Here is a 14,715-nt window from a genome sequence, read left to right as displayed (position 1 = left end):
GCTATGCTTAAACACCGATGCTTCGGGGCGAAAGGCAGCCAAACATGAATCAGCACCGGGAAGGCAGGAGCCTTCCCGTGAAAGCACAGACTCCCGAGCCCCGGACTACAGCACGCTCCCTGATCCTGATATCCTACGGCTCACCAACAAAAGGAGCTGCGCATGCCCAAAGTCATCTACCCCGGCACCTTCGACCCCATCACCAACGGCCACACCGACCTCATCGAACGGGCCGGCCGCATGTTCGATGAAATCGTCGTCGCTGTCGCCTACAACCCGAAAAAGCAACCGTTGCTCAATCTGGAGGAACGCTGCGAGCTGGTCAGGAATGCTACGGCACACCTTCCTAACGTCAGCGTCACCGGGTTCAGCAACCTACTGGCCGACTTTGTGCGCGAGCAAAATGCGACCGTCATCCTCCGGGGCCTTCGCGCAGTCTCAGATTTCGAATACGAATTCCAGCTCGCCGACATGAATCGCCGGCTGGCACCGGAAGTGGAAAGCGTGTTTCTGACACCCGCCAACCACCTGTCCTACATCTCATCGACGCTGATTCGTGAAATCGCCTCACTGGGCGGAGACATTTCCGAATTCGTGGACCCGGCCGTCGCCGACGCCCTCAAGAACAAGTTCCGTCCATCCTGAGGGCCGCCGGAATGGCGTTGATGATCACCGAAGAATGCATTAACTGCGATGTCTGCGAACCGGAGTGCCCCAACGAGGCCATCTCTGCAGGTGAGGACATCTATGTGATTGATCCGAACCGCTGCACGGAGTGCGTCGGCCACTACGACGAACCCCAGTGTCAGCAGGTCTGCCCGGTGGACTGCATTCCTCTGGACCCCGCACATACTGAAACCGAAGCCCGGCTAATGGCCAGGTACCAGCAACTTACCGGGCAATAACCCTTACAGCAGAGGCGGGAGGGGAATCTGGACCTCATTCACGGTTAACACGAGGTCCTCCATCCGGCCTTCCATCACCAGACGTTCGCCCTCCTGAACCAGCAGGCCTTGCTTGAGTAATGGCGCCACCTGCATACGCACCGCTGGATAGTTCTCGGCGAGCGTCATGGGCATGCTGAAATCTACGGAGCCTTTCAGGGCCTGCATCACCATCAGCATGGTATCCCGCTGATCACCGGACAGCTCTGGATGCGAGACCATCAACGAGCCCGATACCTCGCCTTCCGGCGTCTCCAGACTGAGTTCACGGACCCCGGCAGAGAATCCCTGTGCCGCCAGCCCATGAACGGCACCGTTGAAACGCTGAACCACGGCCATCTGCTGCTCAAACGCAGCAGCAGGATCATCATACTCGTTGATAGCCAGAGACTGCAGATCGGTCAAAGCACGGCTGAAGGTATTCCAACTGGCCACATCGAGCCCCTCCAGCGCCACTTCCAGCCGGTGGGGCCCAAACATCTCATCGGGCAAAGCGGCGGACTCCAGCGACAGAGTGACCCTGGAATCCAGACGCTGCCCCCCGTCATCCGTTTCACTGAGGCTTTCTAACGACAGCCCCTTCAATGTCACCGGCGACGATTCTGGCGCCTGCAGCGTCATGGTATCCACCGTCATAACACCAGAGCCCGTCCAGATATCACCCACCAGCCACTCCATGCTCTGTTCCACATGGAAGTCGTCAACGGTCACATCAAGTGCCGGACCATGGACCCGGACCGCAGGCCAAACGACCAGCAGCTCGGCTTCTTCACCCAGACGCCCGACATCTACCCGGACCAGGCCGCCACTGCTCTGGATAAAGCTGGATTCATCGGGGCCTTCGATGCGCATCACCGGAGCATCCAGCTCCAGCGTGGCACTGCCCCACAGCCGGGTCTCCAGGGTGAGGACCGGCTCGGACTCAGGGAACCAGTCCGCACCCTGCGGCTGCCAACCGTCGCGCGGGCGAAAGTCCATCAGGCTCCCGGTAATACCATGGGAAATCTGAATATCGACAGCCACAGAGCGCGAATCTCCGGTTTCCGGATCGATAAGGGTTACCGTTGCGGACACCTCAGACCCCAACACCCCCCGACGATACTCATCGGTCTGAAAACTCAGAAAGGGCTGGGCCCTGTTAACTTCCAGCGTTGCTTCACGCCAGTGCTGTTCGGTGACATAACCAACACCCCATGGGGCGCCACCCGCCGCCACCAGCACGGCCAGGCCGGCCAGCGTCCAATGTTTCGGTTTCAAGGTATCCTTCCTGTTCGTTTTCGCTGCCGGCCCGCCGGCTTCAGCTTGGTTTGCCTGTCAGACGCTCCAGCAGAACCAGTTGTGACGCCAGCCGCTCTTCGCCTTCCCCGGGCTGATTCTGCAGGTAACTGCCATCAGGCTGCAACACCCAGGCCTGACAGTTATCGGCCAGATAGGTATCCAGATCTTCCCGCAAACGAGCAACAAGGGCCGGGTCCTCCACCGGGAAGGCCGTTTCCACCCGGTGGAGCAGGTTACGCTCCATGCCATCGGCACTGGAACAGTACACCTCCGGTCGACCGTTGTTGCCGAAGTAATAAACTCGCGTGTGCTCCAGAAAACGTCCGATCACGGAACGAACCCGAATGTTATCAGAGAGCCCCGGCACCTCGGGCCGCAGACAACAGATTCCCCGGACAACCAGATCAATTTTGACACCAGCCTGAGACGCCCGATACAGGGCTTTGATCATCTGGGGCTCCGTCAATCCGTTGAACTTGAAGATAATACGGCCTTTGTTTCCGTGAGCCGCCTCCCGCTCTATCAGACTGATCAGACGACTGTGGAGGGTAAAGGGCGCATGAAATAATTTTTTGATCTTCAGCGCCTTCCCCATACCCGTCAACTGCTGGAACAGCTTATTAACGTCATCACCGATCGACTCGTCACAGGTCATGAAGCTGTAGTCGGTGTACAGGCGTGCGTTACCAGCGTGATAGTTACCGGTTCCCAGGTGCACGTATCGGCGCAGACGCCCCTCTTCCCGGCGCACAATAAGGATCATCTTGGCGTGAGTCTTGTACCCCACCACGCCATACACCACGATGACTCCCGCCTCCTGCAAGCGGCTCGCCAATTCAAGGTTCTCCGCCTCACTGAAGCGCGCCCGCAACTCGATGACCGCCGTCACTTCCTTGCCCCGACGCGCGGCATCCGCCAGCGCCTCAACAATTTCAGAATCTGCCCCGGTCCGGTAAAGGGTCTGGCGAATCGCCAGCACCTGAGGATCTTTTGCAGCCTGACGCAGCAAATCGATCACCGGGCTGAAGTTCTCATACGGGTGTAGCAGCAGAAGTGGTCGCTTGCGCATGGCATCGAACATCGATTCTTTGCTGCGAATCTGGCGAGGAATCGACGGCGAGAAACTGGTATACGTAAGATCCGGCCGGTCGACCAGGCTACCCACGGCCATCAAACGGGTCAGGTTCACCGGCCCGTGGACCTGATAAAGATCCCGTTCGGTCAGCCCAAACTCCCGCAACAGGAAGTGCACCAGCTCCTCGGGACAATTGTCAGCAACTTCCAGGCGAACACCATCCCCAAAGCGGCGGCTGAGCAACTCCCCGCGGAGCGCAGAGGCCAGGTCTTCCAGATCGTCTTCCAGCTCCAGGTCGGCATTCCGGGTCAACCGGAACTGGTAACAGCCTTTCACCTCCATACCCGGGAACAGCTCGTCCGCATGGGCATGAATCATGGAGGAAAGAAACACCAGATTATCGCCCCCGTCACAGACTTCATCAGGCAGGCGTACCAGCCGGGGCAAAGAGCGTGGTGCGGGTACAATAGCCATCCCGGTTTCACGACCAAAGGCGTCTTTCCCATCCAGCTCAACGATGAAGTTCAGACTCTTGTTCACCAGCCGGGGGAACGGGTGAGATGGATCCAGTCCGATCGGGCTGACCACCGGCAGAATCTCTTCTTCAAAGTAGTTTCGCACCCACTCCGCCTGAGCCGGCGTCCATTCGCGACGACGAACAAAGTGAATGTTTTCCTTTTCCAGCTCTGGGATCAGGACATTATTGAGGATGTCGTACTGTTCGTGAATGTACTCGTGAGCAACCCGGCTGATTTCTGTCAGAACCTGCTCCGGCAACATGCCGTCCACACCCACGGTTTCACGACCATACTTCATCTGCTGACGCAGGCCTGCAACCCGGATCTCAAAGAACTCATCCATGTTACTGCTGAAGATGCAGCAGAAAATCAAGCGATTGATCAACGGATGGGTGGTGTCCAGGGCCTGCTTCAGTACCCGGTAATTGAACTGAAGCTGGCTCAGTTCACGGTTGAAGTAGTTTTCATAGGCGTCCAGATTGACTTCCTCGCCCACGGGAGGAAGATCAATCGGTGCCGGTACGCTCTGTTCAGTGCCTGCGTCTGTCACGGTTTCGCTTGTCATAGCTCTCTGTATCCATCGTTGATGCGAGCCCCGGCTACCGTCCGAAGCCCGACTATGATCGGCCGCGTTCCTGCATCAGTCTTGCTGCACGCACCGCATAATAAGTCAGAATGCCGTCAGCGCCAGCCCGACGCATCGCCATCAGGCTTTCCATCATCACGGCATCACCATCCAGCCAGCCATTCTGCTCCGCCGCCATGTGCATGGCGTATTCACCGCTGACCTGGTAAACAAACGTTGGGACCTGCAGCTCGGTTTTCACCCGATGCACAATATCCAGATACGGCATTCCCGGCTTGATCATGACCATGTCGGCACCTTCCGCCAGGTCCATAACCACCTCGTGAAGGGCTTCGTCGCTGTTCGCCGGATCCATCTGATACGTTGCCTTGTTGCTCTTGCCAAGGTTTGCCGCAGACCCTACTGCATCCCGGAACGGACCGTAATAACTCGACGCATACTTCGCAGAGTAGGCCAGAATCTGCGTATTCACGTACCCGGCCCCTTCCAACGCCTCACGGATAGCCGCGATCCGACCGTCCATCATGTCGGAGGGCGCCACCACATCTGCACCAGCATCCGCGTGGGACAACGCCTGATTGACCAGAGCCTCTACCGTCACATCGTTGAGGACATAACCCTCATTATCGATAATGCCGTCCTGGCCATGCGTGGTAAAAGGATCCAGTGCCACATCCGTAATGACCCCCAGGTCAGGATGTGCTGCCTTCAAAGCCCGCACGGCACGCTGGGCCAATCCATCGGAGTCCCAGGCCCCGGAGCCTGACAGGTTCTTTCTCTCTGCCGGCACAACCGGAAACAGAGCGATGGCTGGAATACCCAATGCCACCAATTCAGACGCCTGTTCCAGCAGAAGATCGATGCTCAGCCGCTCAACCCCCGGCATGGAAGGCACAGCTTCTCGCTGATTCTCACCCTCCAGCACAAACACCGGGAAAATCAGATTGTCCGGCGTCAGCTGGTTTTCCCGAACCAGACGCCGTGAAAAATCACTGGCTCGATTGCGGCGTAAACGGGTAAACGGATAGGCTCGGCTGGAATGCGCAAGACGCGGCTTTGACACGGAATACCTCCTGAACATGGATGGCCTTGGAAAGTGATGACATCATACACCCCAGAAGCCGCCCGGTGCAGGCCTGAAACTGAGTGTGCCGTTGACGGATGACAAAGAGATGACAAAAACCGGAGGGCCCGGGCAACGACAACCGCTGCCCGGCAGAGGTGCGCAATCAGAGCGAACGGTTATTAAACCCGACGTCCACCTTGCGCGGGGTATCAGACCGGAAGGTGGTGTCCACCTCCTGTATTTTCCCGCCTCCCTGGAGGAAGGCCTCAATGTCAGCCTGCAGCTGGGCGCGCACCCGCGCACGGCCGGCAATGGAATGGTTATCGTCGTTGTCGCTCGCCCAGTTAGAGGACGGCTCCAGGTTGCTTTCGCCGAATTCACCCATGCGATTTCTCCATCAACGAAAACAGAGTTACGGGTGGCCAGAACACTCTGGGGAACGCACCCCGTCTCGACGGCCGGCCATCTGACGGCCCGTCTTGGCGTCTTTATAATCTGCTTTCATGAACGGCGCTATTTCCGGACAACAATTTTTTTGTAATTTTTTGTAAACCAAAATAAGCGATTGATTTTAATAGATGTTAAAGCTTCACAAAGCCGACACAAAAAATTGACACAAAGAATGAATATTGATTCAATGCTTTCAAGGAGCCGACATGGCCTATCGCGAAACTGAGAAAATGCGCCAACGGAAAGCCGAGGCGCGCCAAAGGATCATTGAATGCACCTGGGCGTGCGTCTCTGAGGGCGGCTTCCGCAGCGCCCGGATAACACGGATCGCAGCCCTCGCAGGCGTTGCCACCGGCACCATCTATCGGCACTTCGAGTCGCGGGAAGACCTGTTTGCCGAGATCTTCCGTCTGGCGACCCAAAGGGAAGTCGATAAAGTGGCCGAAGCCCTGACGGTCGGGGAAAGCACGGTACAACGACTGGAAAATGCCCTGCGCCAGTTCGCCACACGGGCCCTGAAAGGCCCCATGAAGGCCTGGGCACTGATAGCCGAACCCGTAGACCCGAAAGTGGAAGAAGAGCGGCTGGTCTATCGGAAGGCTTACGCCAGCCTCTTTGAGCAAGCAATACAAGATGGCATTGCCGAAGGCTGCCTGCCAGACCAGGATGCCCGGCTCACCAGCACCTGCCTGGTCGGCGCCATCTCAGAATCCCTGGTGGGCCCCCTGTCGCCAACACAGACAAAGACACCACCAGGCCACGAAAACAATGACAATGATCTGGTCGAGACCATCGTCTGCTTCTGCATACGGGGGCTGACCGGCACCAGGAGCTAACCATGAACAGCCCGACACGCAAGACCGAGTTCACGACCGGAGACCATCCCCTGTCGGTGACCCACGAGGTGATGAACCAGCCACGGCCGCTGGAAAACTACAACCTCTACGAGCAGGACACTGCGCTGAGAGAAGCGGTATTGCGTGAGGGCGCCGGCCATGCCTGCGAAGACCTGAGCAGGTTCGGCACCTGGGCAGGCAAGGCCGAAACCATTGAGCTGGGCCAGCAGGCCAATGCCAACAAACCCACCTTCCGGACCCACGACCGGTATGGCCACCGGATTGATGAAGTTACGTTCCACCCGTCTTACCACGAACTCATGCGCGTGGCTCTGGAAAACGGGCTGCATAGCACTCCCTGGACCGCACCGGGCCAGGGAGCGCACGTGGCGAGAGCGGCCAAGTACTATATGCACTCTCAGGTTGAGGCGGCTCATTGCTGCCCGGTTACCATGACCTTTGCCGCCATCCCGTCGCTCCGCAACCAACCAGATCTTGCCAAGGTCTGGTCTCCCAAGGTCCTGACTAACGCGTACGATAGCCGAAACGTGCCAGACAGCGAAAAAACGGCTGTCACCATCGGCATGGCGATGACAGAAAAACAAGGGGGCAGCGATGTCCGCGCTAACACCACTCGCGCCCATGCCCTGGGCCCCGAAGGCCCCGGCCAGGCTTACGAACTGGTCGGCCACAAATGGTTTGTCTCCGCCCCCATGTGTGACGCTTTCCTGGTCCTGGCACAGACCCAACGTGGGCTGTCCTGTTTCCTGATGCCCCGATGGCGCCCGGACGGCAGCAAAAATCCCTGGCAGGTCCAGCAACTCAAAAACAAAATGGGCAACGTCGCCAACGCCTCCAGTGAGGTTGAAATCCGGGGCGCCCTCGCCTGGATGGTTGGCGAAGAGGGCCGAGGCGTTCGCACCATCATCGACATGGTGGCCATGACTCGCTTCGACTGCATGATCGGCAGCGCCGCCGGCATGCGCCAGGCCGTGGCCCAGGCGACCCATCACTGCCACCACCGGAGCGCCTTTGGCGCCCGCCTGAGCGAGCAGCCGCTGATGCAGAACGTACTGGCCGATCTCATCATCGAAAACGAGGCCGCCCTCGCTTACACCATGCGTGTCGCCCGGGCCATGGACAACCAGAATAACGAACACGAGCGACTACTGGCGCGACTGGCCACTCCGGTGGGTAAATACTGGATCTGCAAACGCACCCCCAACCATGCGTATGAGGCCATGGAATGCATCGGCGGCAGCGGTGTCATGGAAGACTGCATCATGCCACGACTGCTCAGAGAATCACCGGTCAACGCGATCTGGGAAGGCAGCGGTAACGTGCAGTGCCTCGATACCCTGCGAGCCCTGCAGAAAGAACCCGAAACTCTGGACGCCTTCTTCAAAGAAGCCGGCGAAGCCAAAGGCGCCGACCGCCGATTCGACCAGCACCTGGCGCAACTGCAACACGACTTCGCGGACATCAGCGACTTCCAGTACCGTGCCCGCAACCTGGTCGACCGCATGGCGCTGGCCCTGCAGGGTTCGCTCCTGCTGCGCTATGGGGATAAAGACGTCGCCGACGCCTTCTGCGCCTCCCGCCTGCAAAATAATGGTGGCATGAACTACGGCAACCTGCCCTCCGGCACCAACCCGACGGCCATTATCAAACGGGGGACGCCTGTAGTAGGCTGAAGACACTCACCGAGACGAGACCGTTACGCAAACCGGACTCCCCGTATAAGGTTCGTGAACAAATGCGGGAGGCCTTTCCGAAATCTTGTGGCGCCATGGATGGCGCAACAGAGCGTGCAGGGAAGTATTCACAGCGTGTTTTGGAAAGGCCTCCCGAGCATGTTCCAACTCCGAGGTTAAACCCGCGATGTCAGAAGCCCTGAGAAAACTGCTTAAAGAAGGCAAAACCCCACCACAGCACCAGGATATTACCCCCCACGTAGGTATCCTCACGCTGCACTTCCAACTCTATGGCTGCGAAGACCTGAAAGCCAAGCGCAGGGCCTTCACTGCCATGAAAGCCATCTGGGGCAGGGAATCCGACCTGGCGGTCTCTGAAACCGCCGATCAGGAAGCTCTCGACTGCGCGACCTGGACCATCGCCGCCCTCGGAGCCAGCGCCCAACAGATCACTCAACGGCTCGACCAGGTTGAAAAGGACATTCAGGACCGTATTGATGCCGCCATCCTCGACGTCCACCGTGAAATACTCTGAGCCCGAAAGCATGGCATCCCCCCCGTGACACGACTTATACTACGCAACCTCAGGGAACTTCTGCCCGATTACCGGGCAGGCCAACAATTTTGAAACCGGGCTCCGCCCGGCCTCGTCCGAAGGGTTTCCGGACCCGACCCCTCGGACACCACTGAACGTGTGTGGTGTTATGACCGGAAAGAAAAAAGCTGCCAAGGCCTCGCTGGAAGCCATGTATCGCGTATTCACTGTGCCAGAGGCGCCGGAATCCACGCTGAGCCGTATCGACAAGGACATTTCCAGCAATCTTGCAGGCTTCCTGCAAGACCACATTGTCGCCATTGAACGCGACCTGTCCGATGTGGAGAAAGACTTCGCCGAGTCGGCCATTCCCGAGAAACCGATTTTCGTCTCGGAACAAACCCAGTTCCTGCTCGACAAGCTGGTCGCCAACTCCGTCCACACAGCAGCCCCGTCGTTCATCGGCCACATGACCTCCGCCTTGCCGTACTTCATGCTGCCGCTGTCGAAAATCATGATTGCCCTGAACCAGAATCTGGTCAAAACAGAAACGTCCAAGGCATTCACCCCCATGGAGCGCCAGGTTCTGGGCCAGATCCATCGACTGGTTTACCAGCAGGACAGCGCGTTTTATCGCAAATGGATGCACGACCCCAGGCACTCTCTCGGCGCCATGTGCTCTGGCGGCACGGTTGCCAACCTGACCGCCCTCTGGGTCGCCAGAAACCGTGCGTTTCCCGCCGAAGGCAGCTTTCGCGGCCTGCACGAGGAAGGGCTGTTCCGTGCGCTGAAGTATTACGGCCACGAAGGGGCCGCCATCGTTGTTTCCAAACGAGGGCATTATTCCCTACGCAAAGCTGCTGATGTTCTGGGGTTGGGCCGGGACGCTCTGGTCTCGGTGGAAACCGATGAGTCCAACCGCATTCAGACCGATGCCCTGCGCGATAAGTGCCTGGAATTGCAGAAGCAAAAAATCAAGATCATCGCCATTTGCGGAGTGGCGGGCACCACCGAGACCGGCAACGTGGACCCACTGGAGGCCATGGCCGATATCGCCAGGGAGTTCGGAGCTCATTTTCATGTCGATGCAGCCTGGGGCGGACCAACTCTGTTCTCACGTACCTATAAGCATCTCCTCCGAGGCATCGAAGAAGCCGACTCAGTCACGTTCGATGCGCACAAGCAACTCTACGTGCCCATGGGGGCCGGCCTGGTGGTCTTCAAAGAACCAGGACTTGCCAGTGCGGTGGAGCATCACGCCCAGTACATCATCCGAAAAGGCTCTCGGGATCTGGGTAGCACTACGCTGGAAGGGTCTCGCCCCGGGATGTCGATGCTGATTCACTCCGGCCTGAAAATCCTGGCCCGCGAAGGCTACGAAATCCTGATTGATCAAGGCATTGAGAAAGCCAGAACCTTCGCCCGAATGATTGATGACCAGGCAGACTTTGAACTGATCACCCGGCCGGAACTTAACATCCTGACCTATCGGTACTGCCCGGAAGGTGTCAGACAGGCCCTCGCGGTGGCAGACGAACTGCAGGCCGAGAAGATGAACGCCTGCCTGAACCGGATCACCAAGTTCATCCAGAAAACCCAGCGGGAGCGGGGCAAGGCGTTTGTTTCCCGAACCCGGCTGGAGCCTGCCTGGTATTACCATTTCCCCTGCATCGTGTTCCGCGTCGTTCTTGCCAACCCGCTGACCACGCCAGAGATTCTCGAAGACATCCTCAAGGAACAAAGGGAGCTGTCAAAGGACGAAGGGATTGCCGACGAAATCGACATTTTGCAGCAGATGGCGGCGGCGGTCTTGAAGCAGAGTCAGAAAGCGGCCAGACAGGCCTGAGTCAGCAGAAGGGATGCAAGGGGAAGACAACGGCCTTCCCCTTGCTCAGATTCATGGCTCAAAGCCAGGCAGGCTCAGTACAGCGCCTCCTCGTCATCCAGCACCTCGTGCAGGATCTCCAGAAACATCTTGTCGGCCTCACTCCAGCTCTCCGGAATCCGGATGGTGGTATTGGCACTGATCTCACGGGCCATCAGCTCGTCGGCGTTAGTCTCTCCCTTGTACTTACGGGCGATGTCCATGGACTTGACGGCAATGGTCGGGTCGCTCATCACTTTCTTGATGAAAACCCGCAGCTCTTCAATCATCCGGGCCTGACGGCTTTCTACCGATGAACTCATGTTTTACTCCCAAAAAGAAATAGCGGCAGGCCAAACCTGCCCGATACACGGCCTATAGTATGGACAAAGCGCGAGCCCATCACCAGTCCCGCGCCCGGAACATCAGACCATCAGGCCACGCAAGGTAAAGAACAGGAAGGCGGCCATGATGGCCGAAGCAGGCACCGTAATGATCCAGGCAGCCGCAATCCGGACCAGATGGGAACGCTTCACCATTTCCTCGCGGTAGATCTTTTTGAGACGCTTGCGCTCTGTCTTGGACAAGGGCACCTGCTGCTTCTTCTTTTTGGCCTGCTTCAACAGCTTTTCCATTTCCTCAACCGAGGCGTTACGGAAATCATCCAGAAAGGGCTTCAGGCGCTCCTGATCGACCGGGTCGTGCTGCTCAATAATCTTGTGCAACTGCGTGGCGTAGTTTGATTTCAGGTACTCCCGAAGGAAACCAACCCCGAAGACGCCACCAATGGCAATATGGGTGGAACTGACGGGCAGACCCAGCTGAGACGCCAGGATCACGGTAAGAGCCGCAGAGAGCGCAATACAGAAGGCACGGGTTTTATCCAGCTCAGTGATTTCAGAACCAACGGTCTTGATCAGGCGAGGACCGAACAGCATCAACCCGACCGCCAGCCCAAGAGCGCCCACGAGCATCACCCACAACGGAATGCTGGCCGAGGTCACCACGCCGCCACCCGCCTGGATGGCATCGTTGATCGCCGCCAGCGGCCCGATCGCATTGGCCACGTCGTTGGCTCCATGGGCAAAGCTCAGGAGCGCGGCGGCAAAAATCAGAGGCCAGGTAAACAGGGTATTCACGCCCTGGGAACTGTTTTCCATAGTCGACGCTTTCCGGCCCACCAGAGTGCGCATGACAACGAAAACGACACCGGCGACCACCAGCCCGATGAGCGACGCTTCGACAATATCAACCTTAACGATCTTCTTGACGCCTTTGATCATCAAATAAGTCGAGAAGGCCCAGGCCATGATGGCCACCAGCCAGGGGACGAACGTACGGGCCGACGACACCAGATTCTGCTGATACAACACTGTTTTCTTGATGGCCAGAAGGAACAACGCCGCCAGCGCACCGCCCAGGACCGGTGAAATTACCCAACTGGCAGCAATCTTGGCCATGACCGACCAATCCGCAATTGCCCAGCCGCCAGCGGCAATGCCAGCCCCCAGAACACCGCCAACAATGGAGTGGGTGGTTGAGACCGGCGCGCCCATCCAGGTTGCCAGGTTCAGCCAAAGAGCGCCGGCCAGCAGAGCGGCAGTCATCAGCCAGACAAACGCACGCGGATCATCCAGAGTGGTCGGATCAATAATGCCCCCTTTGATGGTAGACACCACATCCCCTCCTGCAATCAGCGCGCCCGCGGCCTCAAAAATGGCCGCCAGCAGCACAGCAGCGCCAAGAGACAGAGCACCAGAGCCCACTGCGGGCCCGACATTGTTGGCAACGTCATTGGCGCCTATATTGATTGCCATGTAGCCACCAATCACAGCCGCAGCCATCAGCAGCATGCTGTTGGGAAGCCCCTGGCTGAAAGAGCCGACAACGAGCCAGACACAGAGCAGAAACAGTACACTCAGACCGACCCTGTATCGTTCCGTGGTGGGGCTGGTGAGAAGGTTATCCAGGAAGTTGCTGGAACGGGCCATACCGATAGGTTCTCTTGTCTTGTGGACAGAAGGGGTTCGGGCAGTGTGTGCCGGGTGCAGACTATAATTATTTTGCCATTAAATTGAAACAAAACCCGGTAACCGGACACCATCACAGTCTGGGTAGGTAACACTGCAATTTTAGCCGGCTTTAACGCATAATCGTGAAAAATATGTCAAAAAGAACAACAGTTAATGACTGACACCCGGACCTCCAGCCACACTTTGTCGACCAAGCACGAAGAGCGGCAGATTTCCCGCCTGCTGAACGGCCTGTCCGCAATGGCGATCCTGTTTCTGACCGGCATTGGCACCAAGGCCTGGTACGCGGACCACGTCCTTCATGCCTGGGTGCTCTGGCTATTCACCATCCCGATCATCATCAATATCGGCTGGTACGCGTGGAGCGGAAACCAGACCGTACAGAAAACCGGCCTGCTGATCATTGTCGGCCTGCTGTTCACTTACCTGATTGCCTCCGGCGGCGAGGGCAATACGGGGCCGCTCTGGTTCTATGTTTTTCCGCCACTTCTGTTTTACGTGACCAGCCTGAAGGGCGGCACGGCAATTCTGCTGTTTTGCTACCTTCTGGCCATTCTGGTCTTCCAGTTTCCCGACCTGCCCGGAGTCACGGCGGAGTACAGCTCAGATTTCAAGATTCGTTTTTTTGCCACCCTGACGTTCGAATCCATTTTCTGCTTCGTACTGGAAGCCGGCCGACTGCAGGCCCGAAACAAACTGGTAGCACTGGCCCAGGCCCATGAACACGCAGCCCGCACTGACGAGCTCACCGGGCTGGCCAACCGGCGAGACATGCAGAGCAGACTGAACACCGAGTTCTCGCGTTATGAGCGGTCCGGACATCACTTTTCCGTTGTCCTGATTGACCTGGACCTGTTCAAGCGCATTAACGACGAGTTTGGTCACGATGCCGGTGACGAAGTCCTCAGGCAGTTTGCCAGACTGACCCAGCAGCTCATCCGGCAGTCGGACGTAGCCGCCCGCTGGGGCGGCGAGGAGTTCCTGCTCCTGCTGCCAGACACCACGCTTCTCCAGGCACTGACGCTGGCTGAACGCTTACGAGCTGAAGTCGCCGCTTACCCCTTCCTGCACCGGCATCAGTCCCTGCCTGTGACGATCAGCGCCGGCGTCTGTTCTATTTCAACATCCGGTTCCGTCAACGAACTGCTCAGACAGGCCGATGTCCAGCTGTACAACGCCAAGGAAAACGGACGAAATCGAATTGCCCCCAGGGTCCGGAGCCAGACAATCGCTCCAGGCCCGGGTTCCCCGGCTTGAGCCGGAGCCTGCTCGCCTTTACTATCACTGCCGGAATCCGCACCCCAACCACACAGGCAGAATCCATGGCAGCAATCCGCATTCTTACCGGCAGTGTTTACGGAGGCGCTCTTCTGACCGCGCGCCACATCAAGCAGGAAATGGAGCCAGAAGGTCACACCGTCACGGTTCTGGAAAATCCCGTTCTGGACGACATTCTCGGGAATGACGACGCCTTGCTGGTGTGCACATCAACAACCGGCCAAGGCGAAATCCCTCCCAACCTCCTGCCCTTTTACCTGGCGTTGCGGGAACAACTGCCACAACAGCCAGGGCGTCCCTTTGGTGTTATTGTGTTAGGCGACAGCTCCTACGGTGATACGTTCTGCGGGTCGGGAGACCTGATGGAGGAAGCGCTCTACGAAACCAGCGCACGCAAAGTCGGCGAGACGCTGCGGATAGACGCTCTGGAAACCATGGAGCCGGAAACCGAAGCCCTGCCCTGGGTCAGGAACTGGATTAACGGGATTTGACCAATTCTTACACAAGTTACCAAAAGTCTGACGCGTTCGGCTTGAGCCACCCCGGACGACAGGCCAT

Annotated in this window: 14 protein-coding genes; 8 read left to right on the top strand and 6 right to left on the bottom strand. The window is 58.0% G+C overall.

Going from position 1 to position 14,715, the window contains the following annotated elements; all coding sequences use genetic code 11:
- Positions 1-162: 162 nt before the first annotated feature.
- Entirely contained in the window at positions 163-645 is a 483-nt protein-coding gene (gene coaD, locus K325_RS0112670) for a pantetheine-phosphate adenylyltransferase (RefSeq protein WP_029654643.1), read from the top strand.
- Between the two features lie 11 nt (positions 646-656).
- The gene (locus tag K325_RS0112665; RefSeq protein WP_029654642.1) at positions 657-905 is read left to right on the top strand and encodes a YfhL family 4Fe-4S dicluster ferredoxin; all 249 of its coding nucleotides are present in this window, start codon (positions 657-659) and stop codon (positions 903-905) included.
- Positions 906-908: 3 nt separating this feature from the next.
- Here K325_RS0112665 and K325_RS0112660 read toward each other — a convergent pair whose 3' ends face one another.
- From K325_RS0112660 to K325_RS0112645, 4 genes are all read right to left on the bottom strand, one after another.
- Positions 909-2,201, bottom strand: a complete 1,293-nt coding sequence (locus tag K325_RS0112660) for a DUF945 family protein (protein ID WP_029654641.1) — start codon at positions 2,199-2,201, stop codon at positions 909-911.
- 40 nt (positions 2,202-2,241) lie between these two features.
- Positions 2,242-4,380 carry a polyphosphate kinase 1 gene (ppk1, locus tag K325_RS0112655; protein ID WP_029654640.1) on the bottom strand — a complete coding sequence of 713 codons (2,139 nt, stop codon included), beginning with the start codon at positions 4,378-4,380 and terminating at the stop codon, positions 2,242-2,244.
- A gap of 52 nt (positions 4,381-4,432) precedes the next feature.
- Entirely contained in the window at positions 4,433-5,482 is a 1,050-nt protein-coding gene (gene hemB / locus K325_RS0112650) for a porphobilinogen synthase (RefSeq protein ID WP_051146642.1), read from the bottom strand.
- A gap of 148 nt (positions 5,483-5,630) precedes the next feature.
- Positions 5,631-5,852 carry a hypothetical protein gene (locus K325_RS0112645; RefSeq protein ID WP_029654638.1) on the bottom strand — a complete coding sequence of 74 codons (222 nt, stop codon included), beginning with the start codon at positions 5,850-5,852 and terminating at the stop codon, positions 5,631-5,633.
- Between the two features lie 271 nt (positions 5,853-6,123).
- On the opposite strand from K325_RS0112645, the gene K325_RS0112640 reads away from it, so the two are divergent.
- The 4 genes from K325_RS0112640 (at position 6,124) to panP (ending at position 10,828) form a co-directional block, all read left to right on the top strand.
- Positions 6,124-6,753, top strand: coding sequence for a TetR/AcrR family transcriptional regulator (locus tag K325_RS0112640; protein WP_029654637.1), 630 nt, complete (start codon positions 6,124-6,126; stop codon positions 6,751-6,753).
- A gap of 2 nt (positions 6,754-6,755) precedes the next feature.
- Positions 6,756-8,447 carry an isovaleryl-CoA dehydrogenase gene (locus K325_RS0112635; RefSeq protein ID WP_029654636.1) on the top strand — a complete coding sequence of 564 codons (1,692 nt, stop codon included), beginning with the start codon at positions 6,756-6,758 and terminating at the stop codon, positions 8,445-8,447.
- A 187-nt stretch (positions 8,448-8,634) separates the two neighbouring features.
- Complete coding sequence (locus K325_RS18395) at positions 8,635-8,982, top strand: DUF503 domain-containing protein (RefSeq protein ID WP_084694228.1); 348 nt, start codon at positions 8,635-8,637, stop codon at positions 8,980-8,982.
- A 169-nt stretch (positions 8,983-9,151) separates the two neighbouring features.
- Positions 9,152-10,828 (top strand): pyridoxal-dependent aspartate 1-decarboxylase PanP, encoded by a 1,677-nt coding sequence (panP, locus tag K325_RS0112625; RefSeq protein ID WP_029654634.1) that lies wholly within the window; start codon positions 9,152-9,154, stop codon positions 10,826-10,828.
- Positions 10,829-10,902: 74 nt separating this feature from the next.
- Here the strand turns inward: panP and K325_RS0112620 are convergent, their stop codons facing one another.
- On the bottom strand, positions 10,903-11,169 hold the full coding sequence (locus K325_RS0112620) for a hypothetical protein (protein ID WP_029654633.1): 267 nt from the start codon (positions 11,167-11,169) through the stop codon (positions 10,903-10,905).
- Positions 11,170-11,271: 102 nt separating this feature from the next.
- Positions 11,272-12,837 carry an inorganic phosphate transporter gene (locus tag K325_RS0112615; RefSeq protein WP_029654632.1) on the bottom strand — a complete coding sequence of 522 codons (1,566 nt, stop codon included), beginning with the start codon at positions 12,835-12,837 and terminating at the stop codon, positions 11,272-11,274.
- 195 nt (positions 12,838-13,032) lie between these two features.
- Here K325_RS0112615 and K325_RS0112610 point away from each other — a divergent pair, with 195 nt between their 5' ends.
- Entirely contained in the window at positions 13,033-14,136 is a 1,104-nt protein-coding gene (locus tag K325_RS0112610) for a GGDEF domain-containing protein (RefSeq protein ID WP_029654631.1), read from the top strand.
- A 65-nt stretch (positions 14,137-14,201) separates the two neighbouring features.
- Positions 14,202-14,648, top strand: coding sequence for a flavodoxin (locus tag K325_RS0112605; RefSeq protein ID WP_029654630.1), 447 nt, complete (start codon positions 14,202-14,204; stop codon positions 14,646-14,648).
- Positions 14,649-14,715: the final 67 nt, after the last annotated feature.

This window comes from Marinobacter daepoensis DSM 16072, assembly GCF_000421165.1.
Classification (GTDB): Bacteria; Pseudomonadota; Gammaproteobacteria; order Pseudomonadales; family Oleiphilaceae; genus Marinobacter; species Marinobacter daepoensis.
This window is presented reverse-complemented; position numbering and strand designations above follow the sequence as displayed.

Excerpts from the sequence above, each read along its gene's own strand:
- coaD (WP_029654643.1), top strand. The coding sequence starts at position 163 with ATGCCCAAAGTCATCTACCCCGGCACCTTCGACCCCATCACCAACGGC.
- K325_RS0112665 (WP_029654642.1), top strand. The coding sequence starts at position 657 with ATGGCGTTGATGATCACCGAAGAATGCATTAACTGCGATGTCTGCGAA.
- ppk1 (WP_029654640.1), bottom strand. The coding sequence starts at position 4,380 with ATGACAAGCGAAACCGTGACAGACGCAGGCACTGAACAGAGCGTACCG.
- hemB (WP_051146642.1), bottom strand. The coding sequence starts at position 5,482 with ATGTTCAGGAGGTATTCCGTGTCAAAGCCGCGTCTTGCGCATTCCAGC.
- K325_RS0112645 (WP_029654638.1), bottom strand. The coding sequence starts at position 5,852 with ATGGGTGAATTCGGCGAAAGCAACCTGGAGCCGTCCTCTAACTGGGCG.
- K325_RS0112640 (WP_029654637.1), top strand. The coding sequence starts at position 6,124 with ATGGCCTATCGCGAAACTGAGAAAATGCGCCAACGGAAAGCCGAGGCG.
- K325_RS0112635 (WP_029654636.1), top strand. The coding sequence starts at position 6,756 with ATGAACAGCCCGACACGCAAGACCGAGTTCACGACCGGAGACCATCCC.
- K325_RS18395 (WP_084694228.1), top strand. The coding sequence starts at position 8,635 with ATGTCAGAAGCCCTGAGAAAACTGCTTAAAGAAGGCAAAACCCCACCA.
- panP (WP_029654634.1), top strand. The coding sequence starts at position 9,152 with ATGACCGGAAAGAAAAAAGCTGCCAAGGCCTCGCTGGAAGCCATGTAT.
- K325_RS0112620 (WP_029654633.1), bottom strand. The coding sequence starts at position 11,169 with ATGAGTTCATCGGTAGAAAGCCGTCAGGCCCGGATGATTGAAGAGCTG.
- K325_RS0112615 (WP_029654632.1), bottom strand. The coding sequence starts at position 12,837 with ATGGCCCGTTCCAGCAACTTCCTGGATAACCTTCTCACCAGCCCCACC.
- K325_RS0112610 (WP_029654631.1), top strand. The coding sequence starts at position 13,033 with ATGACTGACACCCGGACCTCCAGCCACACTTTGTCGACCAAGCACGAA.
- K325_RS0112605 (WP_029654630.1), top strand. The coding sequence starts at position 14,202 with ATGGCAGCAATCCGCATTCTTACCGGCAGTGTTTACGGAGGCGCTCTT.